This window comes from Paenibacillus sp. DP01 (assembly GCF_044784315.1).
In the GTDB taxonomy this organism is placed as follows: Bacteria; Bacillota; Bacilli; order Paenibacillales; family Paenibacillaceae; genus Paenibacillus; species Paenibacillus polymyxa.
This window is the reverse complement of sequence record NZ_CP173059.1, coordinates 5,052,270-5,069,189: the sequence shown is the minus strand read 5'-3', so window position 1 is coordinate 5,069,189 and position 16,920 is coordinate 5,052,270. Positions and strand designations below refer to the sequence as shown.

Sequence of the window (16,920 nt, the reverse complement as noted above, 5' to 3'; positions counted from 1 at the left end):
ATATGATGTTTGGAAGATTTACGGAACGTGCACAGAAAGTGCTTGCCTTGGCCCAGGAAGAAGCTGTTCGATTGGGACACAACAACATTGGCACAGAGCACATTTTGCTAGGACTCATTCGTGAAGGTGAAGGAATTGCAGCGAAAGCCTTAATCGGTTTAGGGCTGGGACTGGAAAAAATCCAGGATGAAGTGGAAACACTGATTGGACGCGGTCAAGAGCAACCGACGAACATTGCCTATACTCCACGTGCCAAAAAAGTCATTGAGCTGTCTATGGACGAAGCACGTAAATTGGGTCATACCTATGTAGGTACCGAGCATATTTTGCTAGGCCTTATTCGTGAAGGTGAAGGCGTAGCAGCACGTGTACTGAACAACCTGGGTATCAGTCTGAACAAAGCGCGTCAGCAAGTGCTTCAATTGCTCGGCAGCAGCGAGGCGGTTTCCAGCCATCACGGTGCTCCAGCTAATGTCAGCACGCCAACTCTGGACAGTCTGGCACGCGATCTGACGGCTTCTGCGAAGGAAAATAACCTGGACCCCGTTATTGGGCGCAGCAAGGAAATTGAGCGCGTTATTCAAGTGCTCAGCCGCCGTACAAAGAACAACCCTGTTTTGATCGGTGAACCTGGGGTAGGTAAAACGGCGATTGCCGAAGGATTGGCACAAAAAATCATAGCGAATGAGATTCCCGAAACGTTGCGCGACAAACGCGTAATGACACTCGATATGGGTTCTGTAGTAGCAGGTACTAAGTATCGAGGTGAATTTGAGGATCGCTTGAAAAAGATTATGGACGAGATTCGTCAAGCTGGAAATATCGTATTGTTCATTGATGAGCTGCATACACTGATTGGTGCTGGTGGAGCGGAAGGCGCAATTGATGCGTCCAACATCCTGAAACCTGCTCTGGCACGTGGCGAGCTGCAATGTATCGGTGCCACCACGCTGGATGAATACCGCAAATATATTGAGAAAGATGCTGCTTTGGAGCGTCGTTTTCAACCTATAACCGTGGATCAACCTTCTCCAGAAGAAGCGATTCAAATCTTGTATGGTCTGCGCGACCGTTACGAAGCGCATCACCGTGTAAAAATCACTGATGAGGCTATTGAAGCTGCAGTAAGATTGTCAGATCGTTATATTACGGATCGCTTCCTACCGGATAAGGCTATTGACCTTATTGATGAAGCGGGCTCCAAGGTAAGGCTGAATTCCTATACAGTACCGCCAAACCTGAAACAGCTGGAAAACCGTCTGGAAGATATCCGTAAGGAAAAAGATTCAGCGGTACAAAGCCAGGAGTTTGAAAAGGCAGCTGCACTGCGCGATACAGAGCAAAAAATTCGTGAAGAGCTGGATGTCACTAAAAACCAATGGAAAGAACAACAGGGGCGTACAGATTCCGAAGTTACACCAGAGGATATTGCTCAGGTCGTTGCCATCTGGACTGGTGTCCCAGTCAGCAAGCTGAAGGAAGAAGAAACACATCGTTTGCTGAATATGGAGCAACTGTTGCATGAACGGGTGATTGGGCAGGACGAAGCTGTTAAGGCAGTAAGCCGGGCGATTCGCCGGGCACGCGCCGGTCTGAAAGATCCGAAGCGTCCAATCGGCTCCTTTATTTTCCTCGGTCCAACTGGGGTTGGTAAAACAGAGCTGGCACGCGCCTTGGCTGAATCTATGTTTGGTGATGAAAATGCGGTTATCCGTATTGATATGTCCGAATATATGGAGAAACACTCCACATCCCGTTTGGTAGGAGCGCCTCCAGGATACGTAGGATATGAAGAAGGTGGCCAACTGACTGAAAAGGTACGTCGTAAGCCTTACTCTGTTGTGTTGCTGGATGAAATTGAAAAAGCACACCCGGAAGTATTCAATATTCTGCTGCAAGTGTTGGAGGATGGACGTCTGACGGATTCCAAAGGACGTGTTGTTGACTTCCGTAACACACTCATCATCCTAACATCCAACGTTGGTGCACAGGCAATCAAACGTAACTCCACGCTTGGTTTTACAGCTGTTGTGGACGCTGGGGCGGATTACGATAACATGAAAGGCAAAGTGATGGATGAGCTGAAGAAAAGCTTCCGTCCTGAGTTCTTGAACCGGATAGACGAAATTATCGTTTTCCATTCTCTCGAAGAAAAACATATTGCCGAAATTGTTTCACTCATGTCCGAAGAGCTGCGTAAGCGTCTGAATGAATATGAGGTGGACTTCGAGTTGACAGACAAGGCTAAGAATTTCCTTGCCAAGGAAGGCTTCGATCCAGCGTATGGTGCGCGTCCATTGCGTCGTGCAATCCAGAAGCATATTGAAGATCGCCTGTCCGAGGAACTGTTGACTGGAAACATTTCTAAAGGCGACTCTCTCTATATTGATGAAGAGAACGGTGCATTGACAGTAACGAAAAAGGATAATGTATCCGCGAAGTCCTAAAGCAGTTTAGTAAATAAAACATTAGAAAAGGGTGTCTCGCAGGCTGGAAAGCTATTGCGAAGGCACCCTTTTTGTGATTGAACACCTTGAAAGGGTAGGGTAAAAGCTTTGGGAAAGTTTGTGATATTGCTTTACGTCCGCCAAGCTTCAATGGTAAACTTTTATTGTTACAGCTCTTTCAGGTGCTGTGTGAAGATAAATTTGACATCATCGTTGTCAAGAAGGAGCCAGGGAATAAAGTATGGCTAAAGTGAAAACTAAATTTTCCTGTACAGAATGTGGCTATGAATCGCCTAAATGGTACGGAAAATGTCCTGGATGCCAGGCATGGAATTCCATGGTCGAAGAAACGGAAAGCGTTGTAAAAACTCAAGGAATGGGATCTTCCCTTCTTACTCATAGCACAAAAGACAAACCGCTTCCTATTATTGAAGTGGAGAGTGGCAAAGAAACACGAATTTTGACGGGAATTGGTGAATTAAATCGTGTACTCGGTGGAGGTGTGGTGCCAGGTTCACTTGTTCTGGTGGGTGGTGACCCGGGGATCGGTAAGTCTACGCTTATGCTGCAAACCTCTAATGAGCTGGCTTTAACTGGTTTAAAGGTACTCTACGTGTCTGGTGAGGAATCCGTCCGCCAAACGAAGCTACGTGCAGATCGCCTCGGTGCTTTGTCTCCCAGTCTGTACGTATTATGTGAGACGAATTTGGAGACGATTGAAGAAGCAGTGGACAGCTTGAAGCCGGAGTTTTTGGTCATCGACTCGATACAGACTGTATATTTGCCTGAGGTGACAAGTGCGCCTGGTAGTGTAGCTCAGGTGCGCGAGTGTACTTCACGATTTATGCGGATTGCCAAGGGATTAGGTATTGCTACAGTACTGGTAGGGCATGTGACCAAAGAAGGCGCTATTGCAGGTCCGCGTTTGTTGGAGCATATGGTCGATTGTGTACTTTATTTTGAAGGAGAGCGCCATCATACGTATCGGCTGTTGCGTGCGGTTAAGAATCGTTTCGGTTCTACGAATGAAATTGGTATTTTTGAAATGGCCGAAAGTGGTTTGCGTGAGGTGGCGAATCCTTCTGAGCTCTTCCTGTCCGAACGGCCACTGGGGGTGGCTGGTTCCACAGTCGTTGCCAGTATGGAGGGAACCCGGCCTGTGTTGGTTGAATTGCAAGCATTAATTGCGGCTACGCATTTTCCATCTCCACGCCGAATGGGTACGGGGATTGACCATCATCGGATGGGATTAATCATTGCCGTATTAGAAAAGCGGATGGGCATGTTTTTGCAAAACCAGGACGCTTATCTCAATGTTGCTGGAGGCGTAAAGCTGGATGAACCAGCGGTGGATTTAGCCATAGCGGTGAGCATTGCTTCCAGCTTTAGGGATGCTCCTACCAAGCCGTACGATGTGATTTTTGGTGAAGTAGGACTGACAGGCGAGGTGCGGGCTGTATCCCGAGCAGAACAGCGAGTGCGAGAAGCAGAGAAATTAGGTTTCAAACGGGTGATCATGCCCGAGAAAAGCTTGAAGGGCTGGACACATCCAAAAGGGATACAAATTATAGGAGTTGGAACGGTGGCAGATGCACTGGCAGCCGCATTAGATTAGGGGGCATTGAGGATGAAGGAAGCGAGCCAACTGGATAAAATGAACGATTTGCTACGGCTTGTGGCACCGGGAACTCCCTTTCGCGACGGATTGGAAAACGTTTTGCGTGCCAAAACGGGTGCTCTTCTGGTCGTTGGCTATAGCCCGGAAGTAATGGAAGTCGTGGATGGCGGTTTCTCTATTAATTGTGACTTTTCGCCGAACTATTTGTATGAGCTGGCTAAAATGGACGGCGCAATCATATTGAGTGAGGATTTAAAACGAATTTTATATGCCAATACGCAATTGATTCCCGATTCTTCCATTTCGTCCATAGAAACAGGGATTCGGCATCGGACGGCGGAACGAGTTGCAAAGCAGACTGGCAAACTGGTTGTGTCTATTTCCCAGCGTCGTAATATTATTACGTTGTATCAGGGGACTTTACGGTATGCGCTCAAGGAAATCGGGGTTATTTTAACGAAAGCTAATCAGGCTATTCAGACGTTAGAAAAATATAGATCCGTATTGGGGCAAGCCTCAACGAATTTAACTGCATCTGAATTCGAAGAACTGGTTACCATGCCGGAGGTCGTTAATGTCATTCAACGGATCGAAATGGTGCTGCGCATCAAAATGGAGATCAAACGATTTATTAACGAGCTCGGGAATGAGGGCAGGCTGATTAGCATGCAGATGGAGGAGCTTGTCAGTAATATCGAGGAAGAAGCTTGGTTGCTGTATAAGGATTATGCCAAAGACGACAGCGACGAGAAGATCCGTGAAATTATATTGGGACTCAAACGTTCTACGGACGACGAATTACTGGATGTGAATCATATAGTACGTTTATTAGGCTACCCTTCTTCAGCAGCGACATCAGAAGAATATATTGCTGCACGCGGATATCGGGTGCTGAACAAAATACCTCGTTTGCCAAATGTGATTATTCATAATCTGGTAGAGCGGTTTGGACGTTTTCCACATGTCATCACTGCAACGATAGAAGAACTGGATGAAGTGGATGGTATAGGAGAGGTTCGTGCACGTACGATTAAAGAAGGGCTTAAACGTTTACAGGAACAAGTTTTTATTGACAGACAAATGTAAATGTAATACAGTGAAAGGATTATAATGGAACAATTCATACATTGAGGTGAAGAGATGATTACCAAATCAATTCCGAACATGTGTACCTTGGGTAACTTGTTTCTCGGAATGATCGCCATTTTATTGGCCGTAGACGGAAAATACAGTCTTGCCGCTATTATGGTTATTGTCGCCATGTTGTTGGACGGACTGGATGGAAGGATGGCCCGGGCTTTGAATGCCCAGAGCGAATTCGGTAAAGAACTGGACTCCTTATCAGATATGATATCTTTTGGTGTTGCTCCCGCAGTTATTATGTACATGGTTGCTTTTCATGATGCGAATTCGGCTTTGGCTTGGACGGTTACAGCCATTTTTCCGATGTGCGGAGCATTGCGTTTGGCTCGATTTAACGTACGTCCCGGTGTACCAGGTTATTTCACAGGTTTACCCATTCCGGCAGCAGGTGGCGTATTAGCCACGTTGTCCTTATTCCATAACGAGATTTCATTGTTATACATGTCGATTGCCATGTTGCTAGTCTCTTATTTGATGGTTAGCTCCATGAGATATCCAAATTTCAAAAAGGTCGGCCTTCCGAAAAAAGCGATCTGGGTTGCTCCGTGGGTCGTAATTGCAGCGGTGGTTCTAGCTGTTAAATTTCCTGATCAGCTGTCGAAGCTGATTTTTGTACCACTGGTGCTTTATGCGTTGTACGGTATGAAGCTGAACATTCGGAAGTTATCACGCAGACGTGGACGTGAGCGGGATCGTTCTAAACAGGAAGAACAGGACGATCAATATCGTCATTCGCAACGTTAGTGTCAGACAAGGACTACAAGAAGCATTTATTTCCTTGATTCATTCAAGGGGATAAATGCTTTTTTTATGCATAAAAAGTGAAAACACAGGGTTAGTTATGTGGGAAATGGACCATACTGGTAAGGGAAGTGCTATGTATCCAATAAATAGCAGACTGTTGAAAAGAAAATAAAGGAGGTATAGAAACTCAATGTGGAGAAAGGCTATTTTAACTTTTACAGGATTGTGCGGCGCGTGGTTTGGCTATACGTTATACCAGCGGATAGGAGGCTTAGTAACGTGGATGCCACAATGGTTGAGTGATGGTTCTTTACCAGGAATGGCTGTTTGGATGTTAGCGGGAGCGGTGGTATTTATGGTTGGCTGCTCATTCGCAGGGGCGTCCGTGGCGAATCGATTGCAGCAGGGTATTGAAGGTTTGGTACGAATTCCGATGAATGAGATGATGGCAGGTGTCATGGGGCTAGCAGTGGGGCTGATCCTTTCCTTGGCAGTTTATCCACTCTTTTCAGGGTTAGGGGCACCTGGTTTACTTATCCAGACCGCGGTTACCTTGGTATGTGGATATGTGGGGTTGATGGTTGGGCTAGAAAAACGGGACGAGTTGTCATCCTTTTGGAGTTCAGGCTTTTTTGGTCGGGGAACGGATGTAGAAGAACGCAAGCTGGAGGAACATAAAATTTTGGACACCAGCGTCATTATAGATGGGCGTATTGCGGATATCTGCAAGACAGGTTTTATTGAAGGGACCATTGTGATTCCTGAATTTGTGTTGGAGGAGCTTCAGCATATCGCAGATTCTTCAGATTTACTTAAGCGTAATCGTGGGCGGCGGGGTCTGGATATTTTGAATAAAATCCAAAAAGAGCTAGATGTGAATGTGCTGATTTATGAGGGAGATTTTGAGGAAATTTCAGAGGTCGACAGTAAGCTGGTTAAGCTTGCAAAGGTGTTGCAGGGTAAGGTTGTAACTAATGATTTTAACCTGAATAAAGTATGCGAACTTCAAGGTGTGTCTGTGCTGAACATCAATGATTTGGCGAATGCAGTGAAGCCTGTCGTACTGCCCGGTGAGGAGATTATGGTGCAGATTATCAAAGATGGCAAGGAGCATGGGCAAGGTGTCGCTTATCTGGATGATGGTACGATGATTGTTGTGGAGGGTGGACGTGACTATATTGGATCTCTCATGGAAGTACTGGTCACGAGCGTACTTCAGACCTCTGCGGGCCGCATGATCTTTGCTAAACCGAAATTATTGGAAAAAGCTCAATAAACGAGGTATGATGAAGTAGATGTGTTATCATACGGATCGTCCAAGTACGATCAGGGCAGGAGTTATTTGAATGAACAATCAGGTAGGAGTCGTGATTGTGGCGGCCGGGCGCGGCTCCCGTATGGGAACGCAGGAGAGCAAGCAATTTCTGCTTTTGCGAGACAAGCCCATCTTCATACATACACTTGAAATATTCGCAGCAATGCCTGAAGTGGATGAAATGGTGATGGTTACTGGAACTGGAGATGTGGAACGCTGCAGAGACTGGATTCATCAATACAAGATTGGTAAAAATGTACGGGTGGTGGCTGGTGGCAGTGAACGCCAGCATTCGGTTTATCGCGGTTTGCGCCACTTGCGAACAGATTGGGTGATGGTGCATGATGGTGTGCGGCCATTGATTCAACCTGAGCTTGTACGTTCATGCCTGGAGGCTGCTCAGCGTACTGGTGCTTCTGTAGCGGCAGTACCTGTAAAGGATACGATCAAGCAAGTGAACGGGGATGGTATCATTACAGCAACGCCGGATCGCCGAAGTCTGTGGACTATTCAAACGCCACAGACTTTTCGTCTTTCCGATCTGCTGCGGGCTTATGAGGAAGCGGAGCAGACAGGATTTTTGGGGACAGATGATTCCATGCTGGTGGAGCGAATAGGCATTCCAGTTACTGTCGTTCAGGGCAGCTACAAGAACATCAAAATTACTACGCCTGAGGATTTGGAGATGGCGGCGTTATGGGTAAAGACAGAGGGAGAGGATATCAAATGATTAGAGTGGGGCAAGGATTTGACGTCCACCAGCTGGTGGAAGGAAGGCCATGCATCATCGGAGGCGTAAATATTCCGTATGAAAAAGGTTTGCTGGGTCATTCCGATGCAGACGTGCTGCTGCATGCCATTAGCGATGCTATCCTGGGTGCGCTTGGCTTGGGAGACATCGGAAAGCATTTTCCAGATAATGACCCTGAATTTAAGGACGCGGATAGTCTTAAGCTACTGGAGCATGTGTGGGGGCTGGCTAAAGAGCGGGGATACCGATTGGGGAACATCGATTCTACAATTATTGCGCAGAAGCCCAAGATGGCATCGTACATCCCGCAGATGAATGAAATCATCGCCCGGGTGCTGGAAGCAGAGGAGTCATCCCAGGTAAATGTCAAGGCGACGACGACGGAGCAACTCGGGTTTACCGGGCGAAGCGAGGGAATCGCGGCTCAGTCGGTTGTCTGTCTAATCAAGTAAATGCTATCATCTTGAGTAATTCTATTTGGAGGAGATTATATGAGCACGGAAGTTCGTGTACGCTATGCACCAAGTCCAACAGGACATCTGCATATTGGAAATGCCAGAACGGCATTATTTAATTATTTGTTTGCCCGCAATCAAGGCGGGAAATTTATTATTCGCATTGAAGATACAGATGTGAAGCGCAATATTGAGGGCGGAGAAGAAAGCCAGCTTAAATATTTGAAATGGTTGGGTATGGACTGGGATGAAAGTATAGACGTGGGCGGCGAGTTCGGACCTTATCGCCAGACCGAGCGCTTGGACATCTACAAAACATACTGGCAGGACTTGCTGGATCGCGGTTTGGCATACCGCTGTTATTGTACGGAAGAAGAACTTGAACGCGAGCGTGAAGAACAGATGGAACGTGGGGAGACACCGCGTTACTCAGGAAAACACCGTGATTTAACAGAAGAACAGTGCCAGGCATTTGAAGCAGAGGGCCGTGTACCGAGTATTCGATTTCGCGTACCAGAAGATCGTGAATATACGTTTGATGATATTGTTAAAGGTCAAATTACGTTCAATTCCAAAGAAAGCGGCGATTTTGTTATCGTCAAAAAAGACGGTATTCCGACATATAACTTCGCTGTAGCGGTTGACGACTATTTGATGAAAATATCACATGTACTACGGGGTGAGGATCATGTATCCAATACACCGCGGCAGTTGATGATTTTTGAAGCTCTCGGCTGGGAGCCTCCACGCTTTGGTCATATGACGCTGATCGTAGGCGAGGATCACAAAAAGCTCAGCAAACGAAATGAATCCATTATTCAGTTCATGGAGCAGTACGATAAGCTGGGCTATCTGCCGGAAGCTATATTCAACTTTATTGCATTGTTGGGCTGGTCTCCGGAAGGCGAGGAAGAGATCTATGATCGGGAACAATTAATCTCGATTTTCGATCCTAATCGTTTGTCCAAAAGCCCAGCTGTATTTGATACAAACAAGCTTGCTTATTTGAATAATCATTATATTAAAAAAGCTGATCCTGAACGGATTGCCAGCATGGCAATTCCACATTTGCAGGCAGCAGGACTGTTGCCGAATGATTTATCGGCTGAACAACAGGATTGGGCTAAAGCTCTTGTCCGCTTATACCAAGAACAAATGACTTCAGCGTCTGATATTGTGGCGTTGTCTGAGTTGTTTTTCCGTTCACATCTGGAGTTGGATGCTGATGCGGCGGCTGTTCTGGCTGAAGAACAGGTTCCTGATGTACTTAGAGCCTTTGCAGCTAAGGTTGAAACGAGCGAGGAATTTACAGCTCCACAAATGGCCAAGCTGATCAAAGAAGTCCAAAAGGAAACTGGTTTTAAGGGGAAACAGCTGTTCATGCCGATTCGTGTGGCCCTTACAGGTCAAACTCATGGACGGGATCTGAACGAGACCATCTATCTACTTGGACGTGACAAGGTATTGGACCGTCTTAAGGCACAAATTAAAGGCTGATATTTCTTGTCAATTTGTTGTCTTTTCGCTATAATGACTCCATTGATATGGATTGATACTTACGTGTAAAGGCTGCGAACAGGAGAAGTACACTGCATAAGGGCATCTGCCAGAGAGGACGGTCGAGGGGAAACCCCAGGCTGAGAACCGTCTAGATGACCTGCGGAGGAAATGCGCCTGGGAGCCGTGCGCCCGAACCCTCGTTAGCCTACAATGCTAATGTGGCAAGGGCTTGCCGATTCGTTCCCGTTACAGGACGCCAAAGACGGACTTTTCTGCTTTTTTTGTAGCAGATATGTTCGAAGCAGAGTGGGACCACGTATATGCGTCTCTGCAGCCTAGGCTGCAGAGACGCTTTTTCATTTTTATCAGATTCAGACTCGCTGTAGACTGAAAATTGTCGAAGAATGCTGGTGACTACGAAAATTGGCGAAATGTGAAGTGTGATGCGGCAAGGATATGGAGGGAATAGGAGGGCGACATGTTCAGGCATTTCAAATCCGATATTCAAACTGTTTTGGATAATGATCCGGCCGCCCGGAGTAAGCTGGAAGTCATTTTTACGTATTCTGGCGTTCATGCCCTTTGGGCACACCGAATTGCACATTGGTTTTATTTGCGAAAGTGGTGTACTCTAGCCCGTGTTATATCCCAGGTATCGAGGTTTATGACAGGAATTGAAATTCATCCTGGCGCTCGTATTGGAGATCGGCTGTTCATTGACCACGGCATGGGTGTTGTCATTGGCGAAACCTGTGAAATTGGCGATGATGTCGTATTGTATCAGGGGGTTACTCTTGGAGGAACTGGAAAAGAGAAAGGGAAGCGCCACCCCACCATTGGGAATAATGTCGTTATAGGCTCCGGTGCAAAAATATTGGGTTCATTTACGATTGGGGCGCAATCCAATATTGGCTCCAACTCGGTCGTGCTAAAAGAAGTTCCGCCAAACAGTACGGTAGTGGGTATCCCCGGGCGAGTGGTCAGACAGGATGGCAGACGTCCAGATCGACTTAGTCACCAGTTGCCTGACCCGGTCGTCGATTCCATACGGTCTCTTCAAATGGAAATAGAACGATTACGAGCAGAATTGTCTGATTTGAAGGAGGAGCAATCTGCTCAGAAACATCAGGTGACCCAAGAGAATAAATTACAAGGATAATTTTCATGAGGGAGGAACATAACGATGTCGCTTCAAATTTATAATACAATGACGAGGAGCCGGGAGCCTTTTGTGCCACTGGAGCCTGGAAAGGTTAAAATGTATGTATGTGGTCCTACAGTGTATGATTACATTCATATTGGTAATGCACGACCTGTAATTGTGTTCGACGTGGTACGCAGCTACTTGGAGTATTTGGGCTATGATGTAAACTATGTGGTGAATTTTACGGACGTTGATGATAAGTTGATCCGTAAAGCTCGGGAACTTAATATGGAGGTTCCGGCAGTTGCCGAGAAGTTTATTGCTGCCTATCATGAGGATCTGACAGGATTGAATGTTCCTGCTGCCAGCATAAATCCTCGTGTAACCGAAAGCATGGATCTGATTATTGATTTTATCAAGGACCTGGTAGACAAAGGCTATGCTTACGAGAATGATGGTGATGTCTTCTACCGGACCAAAATGTTCAAAGACTACGGACAGCTGTCAGGCCAAAAATTGGAGGAACTCCAGTTTGGGATTCGCATCAATGTGGATGAACGCAAGGAGAATGCCGAGGATTTTGTACTCTGGAAAGCAGCGAAACCGGGAGAAATTTACTGGTCAAGTCCTTGGGGGGATGGACGCCCAGGCTGGCATATCGAATGCTCTGCTATGGCTCGTCACTATTTGGGGGATACACTGGATATTCACGGAGGCGGACAGGATCTGCAATTTCCGCATCATGAATGTGAATGCGCACAATCCGAAGTGATTACGGGTAAACCATTATCTCGCTACTGGATGCATAACGGATATATTCGCATAGATAATGAAAAAATGTCGAAATCACTCGGTAACGGTATTTTGGTTAAAGATCTGCGTGCTCGTCACAAGCCCGAAGCTTTACGTTATTTTATGCTGTCGACACATTACCGCAACCCTTTGAACTACAACCAAGAGACGATGAGTCAGGCGGAGAATAGTGTCGAACGGATTGCCAATGCAGTCGCCAATGTAAAGCATCGTTTATCCATGGCTTTGAAAGGTAATGAAGAAGTATCGGCTGAGCTGCAAATGAAGCTTGACGGGATATTACAGCAATTTGGCGAAAAAATGGATGATGATTTCAATACGCCTGATGCGATTACTGCGGTGTTCGAATGGGTCAGCGAAGCCAATCTTTTGTTGCAGCGTGATGTTGTCAATCAGGCGGAATTGCAAGCGGTGCTGCATACCTTCTATTCGATGAATACGGTACTTCGCATTTATTCGGAACCGAGTGAAGAACTGCTGGATGACGAAATTGAGCAGTTAATTGCAGAACGTGTCGAAGCTCGTAAAACCAAAAACTGGGGTAGAGCTGACGAAATTCGTGATCTGTTAGCTACTAAAGGCATTGTGCTTGAAGATACGGCGCAGGGTATGCGGTGGCGGCGGAAATGAGTAATAAGCCACTGAACTCAGAAGCTGTGGAAGGCGCAGGAAACTGGTTTCCGTATCCTGCGTCCAAGCCGGCTCGCTTGATGCCCCCCATTGCGTTAGCTTACATTGGTGATGCAGTGTATGAGGTGGCTGTCCGGCAATATCTGTTGGCACAGCCCAACCTGCGTCCCAATCATTTACATCGACGAGCTACAAAATTTGTCTCCGCCAAGGCACAGAGCCGTATGTTGGGATTGCTAGAAACGGTGCTGACGGATGAAGAACGTGATATTGTCCGACAAGGAAGAAATGCCAAATCAGGGAGCCTGCCCAAAAATGCTGATGTGCTTGAGTATCGGCATGCCACGGCGCTGGAAGGCTTGATTGGTTATCTTTATTGTGATGGACATTTGGACAGATTGAGAGAGTTGATTACGTACGGAATTGCACAAATGGAAAATGCAGAAAAATCATAAATTGGAGACGGATTGAACGAATTGATATCGACCGTTTTCCGGGAGGAAACTAGAGATGGAAGAAGAATGGATTGCCGGTAAGCATTCGGTAACAGAGGCGTTGCGTTCAGGCAGGACGATAAATAAGATATGGATTGCGGATAATGCACAAAAGCATTTGACACTGCCGATTACAGCTGAGGCGAAAAAAGCAGGAATCATTGTTTTGCAGGTAGACAAGCGTAAGCTCGATCAAATGGTTCCAGGCATTCAGCATCAGGGAGTGGTCGCGCAAGCTGCACCTTTTGCCTACGCTGAGGTGGAGGACTTGCTTGCTAGTGCTCGCGCTAAGGGAGAAGAGCCGTTTTTGATTTTGCTGGATGAGATTGAAGACCCTCATAACTTGGGCTCTATCCTTCGTACGGCGGACTGCACTGGAGCACACGGTATTATAGTGCCGAAAAGGCGTTCAGCAGCTGTAACTGTAACGGTGTCTAAAACATCGGCAGGTGCTGTGGAGTACGTCCCGGTGGCGCGTGTGAGCAATTTGGGACAAACCATTGACCGTCTTAAAGAAGAAGGTGTATGGGTAGTTGGCACGGATGTTACAGCAACCGATCCCGTCTTTGGGAATGGAGTATTCACCGGTCCCGTAGCGATTGTCATTGGTAACGAAAATAAAGGAATGGGCCGTTTGATCCGCGAGAAATGTGATGTACTCGTCAAGCTGCCAATGGCGGGACAAATCAATTCCCTCAATGCTTCTGTAGCTGCAGGTGTCGTCATGTACGAAGTTTTGCGCGGACGACAGGCACGGAGCTAACGATATGGCTGACACGCGGGATGTTCTGCTTGTGGACGGTTACAACATGATTGGAGCCTGGCCCGAACTTTCCGCACTGGTACAATCTGGTATGCAGGAAGCGAGGGACAGACTTCTTGAACGACTGGCGGATCATCAGGCGTATTCGGGCAGAAGAGTCATCGTCGTATTTGATGCTTACAGGGTGCCAGGATTAGGTAAAACCTTTGCCCAGAGCAAAGTCCAGATTTATTTTACGAGAGAAAAAGAGACAGCCGATGAGTGCATCGAGCGATTAGTTCGTGAACTGAGCAGCAAGAGGAGAAGCATTTACGTAGCGACAAGTGATCAGGTAGAGCAGCATGTGGCCTTTGGCCAGGGAGCACTCAGAGTATCGGCACGAGAATTACTGATCGAGATTGAGGAATCTGAAAGGGAAGTCCAGAAGCGAATCCAGCAGGATAACGCCAAATTGTCCCGCAATTCGCTGGATGGCAAGCTGAGTCCGGAGCTTCGAAAGTTGTTTGAACGCTGGAGAAGAGAATGATCCAGTAATTGGGATACTCTCCATTTTGAAACCATTGACAATTTTGTTAGCGCTCTTCTTTTTTAGGTTGTTGTGGTTGACGGTATCAGGTTACATCGCGTATACTTGTCGTATATTTGAGAGAGTAACGGGTACCTTGCGTTGCAGCCGGAGGGATTGTTAGTGAGTGTGGACCTCAAGGATATCATGTTGTCAAAGTTTGATTACAAAAATGATGAAGACATTGTCGGAGCAGTCCATGAAGGTGATGGGGAAGCGCTGGAGTTTCTGATTAACAAATATCGAAACTTTGTGCGGGCCAAGGCCAGATCCTACTTCCTGATTGGGGCTGATCGCGAGGATATTATTCAGGAGGGCATGATTGGTCTCTACAAATCCATCCGTGATTTTAAGGGAGACAAGCTTGCTTCGTTCAAGGCTTTCGCCGAGTTGTGCATAACACGACAGATTATTACGGCAATTAAGACGGCTACACGACAAAAGCACATTCCTCTGAACTCTTACGTATCTCTGGACAAGCCCATCTATGATGAAGAGTCAGACCGGACGTTGCTCGATGTGATTTGCGGAACACAAGTAAGTGATCCTGAAGAGCTGATAATCAATCAGGAAGAGTTTGTGGGTCTTGAGGACAAAATGTCCGAGATTCTGAGCGAGCTAGAACGCAAGGTACTTATGTTGTATCTGGACGGTCGTTCGTATCAAGAGATTGCTGAAGATCTGGATCGTCATGTGAAATCCATTGATAACGCGCTGCAACGGGTCAAACGTAAACTTGAAAAGTATCTGGAAGTAAGGGATAGTTGAAAGTAGAGGCTGACATGGAAAAGGCTCGAGTTTGAGTCTTTTTTTATTCGTTTTGGGTATGCTGTGCAGGTTTATAAGTGTTGTAAATGATTTATACTAAAAAAGATGAATAATAGATATCGCTTTGATTTTGAAGCAGTATTTCAGAGAATAGCTTCAAAGGATGGACAGATGTAAAAATGCACCACAACCGGGACTGCGAAATGTATGCAAACATTCGTTGACATGGAAAACCCCGTGTGATAAAGTGTTTTAGGTAGGCCTAAATTCGCGGTTTTTTTAGGATCAATTATGAGACTTCCGGTGTTGGATGTCTTCGGGAGGTGCACATCATGCGGGTAATTATTACTTTGGCTTGTACAAATTGCAAACAAAGAAATTACACAACGACGAAAAACAAGCGTAATCACCCCGACCGCATGGAGATGAAGAAATTCTGTAAGTCCTGTAACGAACAGACTTCTCATCGGGAAACCAGATAGTTTTTGGAGGTGTAGTCGGCGTGAAACGCAGTTTCAAGTCTCTGTTTTCCTTTTTCTCTGAAAGCTGGGCTGAACTCAAGAAAGTTCGCTGGCCCAATCGTAAAGAACTGACCAACTATACGCTGATTGTCATAGGGACGATTGCGTTCGTCACGATTTATTTTTGGGTTCTCGATATCGGCATTTCCGCTGTGATCGAAGCGATTATCTAGGAAGGGTTCCAGGTGGCTTGATATGGAAAAAAGATGGTACGTCGTTCATACCTATTCAGGGTATGAGAACAAAGTCAAAGCCAATTTGGAAAAACGCGTTGAGTCCATGGGCATGGAAGACAAGATATTCCGTGTTCTTGTTCCTATGGAAGAAGAACTGGTAACCAAGGACGGTAAGAAAAAAACCGTTATGCGTAAAGTCTACCCTGGTTATGTCTTGGTCGAAATGGTCCAAACCGATGATTCTTGGTATGTTGTACGCAACACACCAGGTGTTACGGGATTTGTAGGATCGACAGGCTCGGGTTCCAAGCCGACGCCATTGCTTCCAGAAGAAGTTGAACAGATTCTGAAGCATATGGGCATGGTAGAGCCGAAACCGAAGATTGAATTCGATGTTAAGGAATCCGTGCGAATTAAAGTTGGTCCTTTTGCGAATTTTGTGGGCTCCGTGGAAGAAATTTTGGTTGAGAAGAGCAAGCTTAAGGTTCACGTCAACATGTTTGGACGGGAAACCCCGCTTGAGTTGGATTATACTCAAGTGGAGAAAATATAGATTTTTCTTACAGGTTTCTTGTGGGAGGATCAATAGGTCCGTCTACCACTATTGAGTCAAGGAGGTGTCATCCATGGCAAAAAAGGTAATTAAAATGGTAAAACTGCAGATCCCTGCAGGGAAAGCTAATCCAGCGCCTCCAGTAGGTCCAGCTTTGGGTCAAGCAGGTGTCAACATTATGGCATTCTGTAAAGAGTTCAATGCTCGTACTGCTGATCAAGCAGGCCTGATTATTCCGGTTGAAATTTCGGTATTTGAGGATCGTTCTTTTACGTTCATCACCAAAACTCCACCGGCTGCTGTTCTGTTGAAAGTTGCTGCTAAAATCGAAAAAGGTTCCGGTGAACCGAATAAAACGAAAGTTGCAACTGTAAATCGCGCTGCTGTTCGTCAAATTGCAGAGCAAAAAATGCCTGACCTTAACGCAGCTTCCGTAGAATCGGCAATGCGTATGGTTGAAGGTACTGCTCGCAGCATGGGTATCACCATCGTAGATTAATTTTATTAATCTACGTGTGCC

General features: G+C 46.3%; 18 protein-coding genes. All 18 read left to right on the top strand.

Annotated elements, in window-relative coordinates:
* Nucleotides 1-2: 2 nt before the first annotated feature.
* The 18 genes from clpC to rplK all read left to right on the top strand — a co-directional run bounded on the left by clpC (nt 3) and on the right by rplK (nt 16,899).
* Nucleotides 3-2,447: an ATP-dependent protease ATP-binding subunit ClpC gene (clpC, locus tag ACH59B_RS22445; RefSeq protein ID WP_016818634.1), complete on the top strand. Its 2,445-nt coding sequence runs from the start codon at nt 3-5 to the stop codon at nt 2,445-2,447.
* 241 nt (nt 2,448-2,688) lie between these two features.
* Complete coding sequence (gene radA, locus ACH59B_RS22440) at nt 2,689-4,062, top strand: DNA repair protein RadA (protein WP_013373291.1); 1,374 nt, start codon at nt 2,689-2,691, stop codon at nt 4,060-4,062.
* A 12-nt stretch (nt 4,063-4,074) separates the two neighbouring features.
* A complete protein-coding gene (gene disA / locus ACH59B_RS22435; RefSeq protein WP_013312183.1) occupies nt 4,075-5,151 on the top strand; it encodes a DNA integrity scanning diadenylate cyclase DisA in 1,077 nt (358 codons plus the stop codon).
* 54 nt (nt 5,152-5,205) lie between these two features.
* Nucleotides 5,206-5,952 (top strand): CDP-diacylglycerol--serine O-phosphatidyltransferase, encoded by a 747-nt coding sequence (pssA, locus tag ACH59B_RS22430; protein WP_016818635.1) that lies wholly within the window; start codon nt 5,206-5,208, stop codon nt 5,950-5,952.
* A gap of 190 nt (nt 5,953-6,142) precedes the next feature.
* Nucleotides 6,143-7,228 carry a PIN/TRAM domain-containing protein gene (locus ACH59B_RS22425; protein ID WP_017427900.1) on the top strand — a complete coding sequence of 362 codons (1,086 nt, stop codon included), beginning with the start codon at nt 6,143-6,145 and terminating at the stop codon, nt 7,226-7,228.
* Between the two features lie 70 nt (nt 7,229-7,298).
* On the top strand, nt 7,299-7,997 hold the full coding sequence (gene ispD / locus ACH59B_RS22420) for a 2-C-methyl-D-erythritol 4-phosphate cytidylyltransferase (protein WP_102997569.1): 699 nt from the start codon (nt 7,299-7,301) through the stop codon (nt 7,995-7,997).
* Nucleotides 7,994-8,470, top strand: a complete 477-nt coding sequence (ispF, locus tag ACH59B_RS22415; protein WP_016818638.1) for a 2-C-methyl-D-erythritol 2,4-cyclodiphosphate synthase — start codon at nt 7,994-7,996, stop codon at nt 8,468-8,470. The genes ispD and ispF overlap by 4 nt, the downstream gene beginning before the upstream one ends.
* Before the next feature lie 39 nt (nt 8,471-8,509).
* Nucleotides 8,510-9,970, top strand: coding sequence for a glutamate--tRNA ligase (gene gltX / locus ACH59B_RS22410; RefSeq protein WP_017427898.1), 1,461 nt, complete (start codon nt 8,510-8,512; stop codon nt 9,968-9,970).
* Nucleotides 9,971-10,451: 481 nt separating this feature from the next.
* Complete coding sequence (gene cysE, locus ACH59B_RS22405; RefSeq protein WP_013373284.1) at nt 10,452-11,132, top strand: serine O-acetyltransferase; 681 nt, start codon at nt 10,452-10,454, stop codon at nt 11,130-11,132.
* Nucleotides 11,133-11,156: 24 nt separating this feature from the next.
* The gene (cysS, locus tag ACH59B_RS22400; RefSeq protein WP_404302706.1) at nt 11,157-12,560 is read left to right on the top strand and encodes a cysteine--tRNA ligase; all 1,404 of its coding nucleotides are present in this window, start codon (nt 11,157-11,159) and stop codon (nt 12,558-12,560) included.
* Nucleotides 12,557-13,015: a Mini-ribonuclease 3 gene (locus ACH59B_RS22395; protein WP_017427896.1), complete on the top strand. Its 459-nt coding sequence runs from the start codon at nt 12,557-12,559 to the stop codon at nt 13,013-13,015. Before cysS ends, ACH59B_RS22395 begins: the two co-directional genes overlap by 4 nt.
* A gap of 55 nt (nt 13,016-13,070) precedes the next feature.
* Complete coding sequence (gene rlmB / locus ACH59B_RS22390) at nt 13,071-13,817, top strand: 23S rRNA (guanosine(2251)-2'-O)-methyltransferase RlmB (protein ID WP_013373281.1); 747 nt, start codon at nt 13,071-13,073, stop codon at nt 13,815-13,817.
* 4 nt (nt 13,818-13,821) lie between these two features.
* Complete coding sequence (locus ACH59B_RS22385; RefSeq protein ID WP_016818643.1) at nt 13,822-14,343, top strand: NYN domain-containing protein; 522 nt, start codon at nt 13,822-13,824, stop codon at nt 14,341-14,343.
* A 162-nt stretch (nt 14,344-14,505) separates the two neighbouring features.
* Entirely contained in the window at nt 14,506-15,150 is a 645-nt protein-coding gene (gene sigH / locus ACH59B_RS22380; protein ID WP_016324748.1) for an RNA polymerase sporulation sigma factor SigH, read from the top strand.
* Between the two features lie 332 nt (nt 15,151-15,482).
* On the top strand, nt 15,483-15,632 hold the full coding sequence (gene rpmG, locus ACH59B_RS22375) for a 50S ribosomal protein L33 (protein WP_013373278.1): 150 nt from the start codon (nt 15,483-15,485) through the stop codon (nt 15,630-15,632).
* 20 nt (nt 15,633-15,652) lie between these two features.
* Nucleotides 15,653-15,844, top strand: coding sequence for a preprotein translocase subunit SecE (gene secE, locus ACH59B_RS22370; RefSeq protein ID WP_013312170.1), 192 nt, complete (start codon nt 15,653-15,655; stop codon nt 15,842-15,844).
* A gap of 22 nt (nt 15,845-15,866) precedes the next feature.
* A complete protein-coding gene (gene nusG / locus ACH59B_RS22365; protein WP_007432596.1) occupies nt 15,867-16,400 on the top strand; it encodes a transcription termination/antitermination protein NusG in 534 nt (177 codons plus the stop codon).
* 73 nt (nt 16,401-16,473) lie between these two features.
* The gene (rplK, locus tag ACH59B_RS22360) at nt 16,474-16,899 is read left to right on the top strand and encodes a 50S ribosomal protein L11 (RefSeq protein ID WP_007432595.1); all 426 of its coding nucleotides are present in this window, start codon (nt 16,474-16,476) and stop codon (nt 16,897-16,899) included.
* The last annotated feature ends 21 nt before the right edge of the window (nt 16,900-16,920 follow it).

What these genes read in the sequence shown, in the direction of transcription:
- nusG (WP_007432596.1), top strand. Translation starts at nt 15,867, where the DNA reads ATGGAAAAAAGATGGTACGTCGTTCATACCTATTCAGGGTATGAGAAC.
- rplK (WP_007432595.1), top strand. Translation starts at nt 16,474, where the DNA reads ATGGCAAAAAAGGTAATTAAAATGGTAAAACTGCAGATCCCTGCAGGG.
- clpC (WP_016818634.1), top strand. Translation starts at nt 3, where the DNA reads ATGATGTTTGGAAGATTTACGGAACGTGCACAGAAAGTGCTTGCCTTG.
- rlmB (WP_013373281.1), top strand. Translation starts at nt 13,071, where the DNA reads ATGGAAGAAGAATGGATTGCCGGTAAGCATTCGGTAACAGAGGCGTTG.
- ispF (WP_016818638.1), top strand. Translation starts at nt 7,994, where the DNA reads ATGATTAGAGTGGGGCAAGGATTTGACGTCCACCAGCTGGTGGAAGGA.
- radA (WP_013373291.1), top strand. Translation starts at nt 2,689, where the DNA reads ATGGCTAAAGTGAAAACTAAATTTTCCTGTACAGAATGTGGCTATGAA.
- ACH59B_RS22385 (WP_016818643.1), top strand. Translation starts at nt 13,822, where the DNA reads ATGGCTGACACGCGGGATGTTCTGCTTGTGGACGGTTACAACATGATT.
- cysE (WP_013373284.1), top strand. Translation starts at nt 10,452, where the DNA reads ATGTTCAGGCATTTCAAATCCGATATTCAAACTGTTTTGGATAATGAT.
- rpmG (WP_013373278.1), top strand. Translation starts at nt 15,483, where the DNA reads ATGCGGGTAATTATTACTTTGGCTTGTACAAATTGCAAACAAAGAAAT.
- ispD (WP_102997569.1), top strand. Translation starts at nt 7,299, where the DNA reads ATGAACAATCAGGTAGGAGTCGTGATTGTGGCGGCCGGGCGCGGCTCC.
- gltX (WP_017427898.1), top strand. Translation starts at nt 8,510, where the DNA reads ATGAGCACGGAAGTTCGTGTACGCTATGCACCAAGTCCAACAGGACAT.
- cysS (WP_404302706.1), top strand. Translation starts at nt 11,157, where the DNA reads ATGTCGCTTCAAATTTATAATACAATGACGAGGAGCCGGGAGCCTTTT.
- ACH59B_RS22425 (WP_017427900.1), top strand. Translation starts at nt 6,143, where the DNA reads ATGTGGAGAAAGGCTATTTTAACTTTTACAGGATTGTGCGGCGCGTGG.
- disA (WP_013312183.1), top strand. Translation starts at nt 4,075, where the DNA reads ATGAAGGAAGCGAGCCAACTGGATAAAATGAACGATTTGCTACGGCTT.
- pssA (WP_016818635.1), top strand. Translation starts at nt 5,206, where the DNA reads ATGATTACCAAATCAATTCCGAACATGTGTACCTTGGGTAACTTGTTT.
- ACH59B_RS22395 (WP_017427896.1), top strand. Translation starts at nt 12,557, where the DNA reads ATGAGTAATAAGCCACTGAACTCAGAAGCTGTGGAAGGCGCAGGAAAC.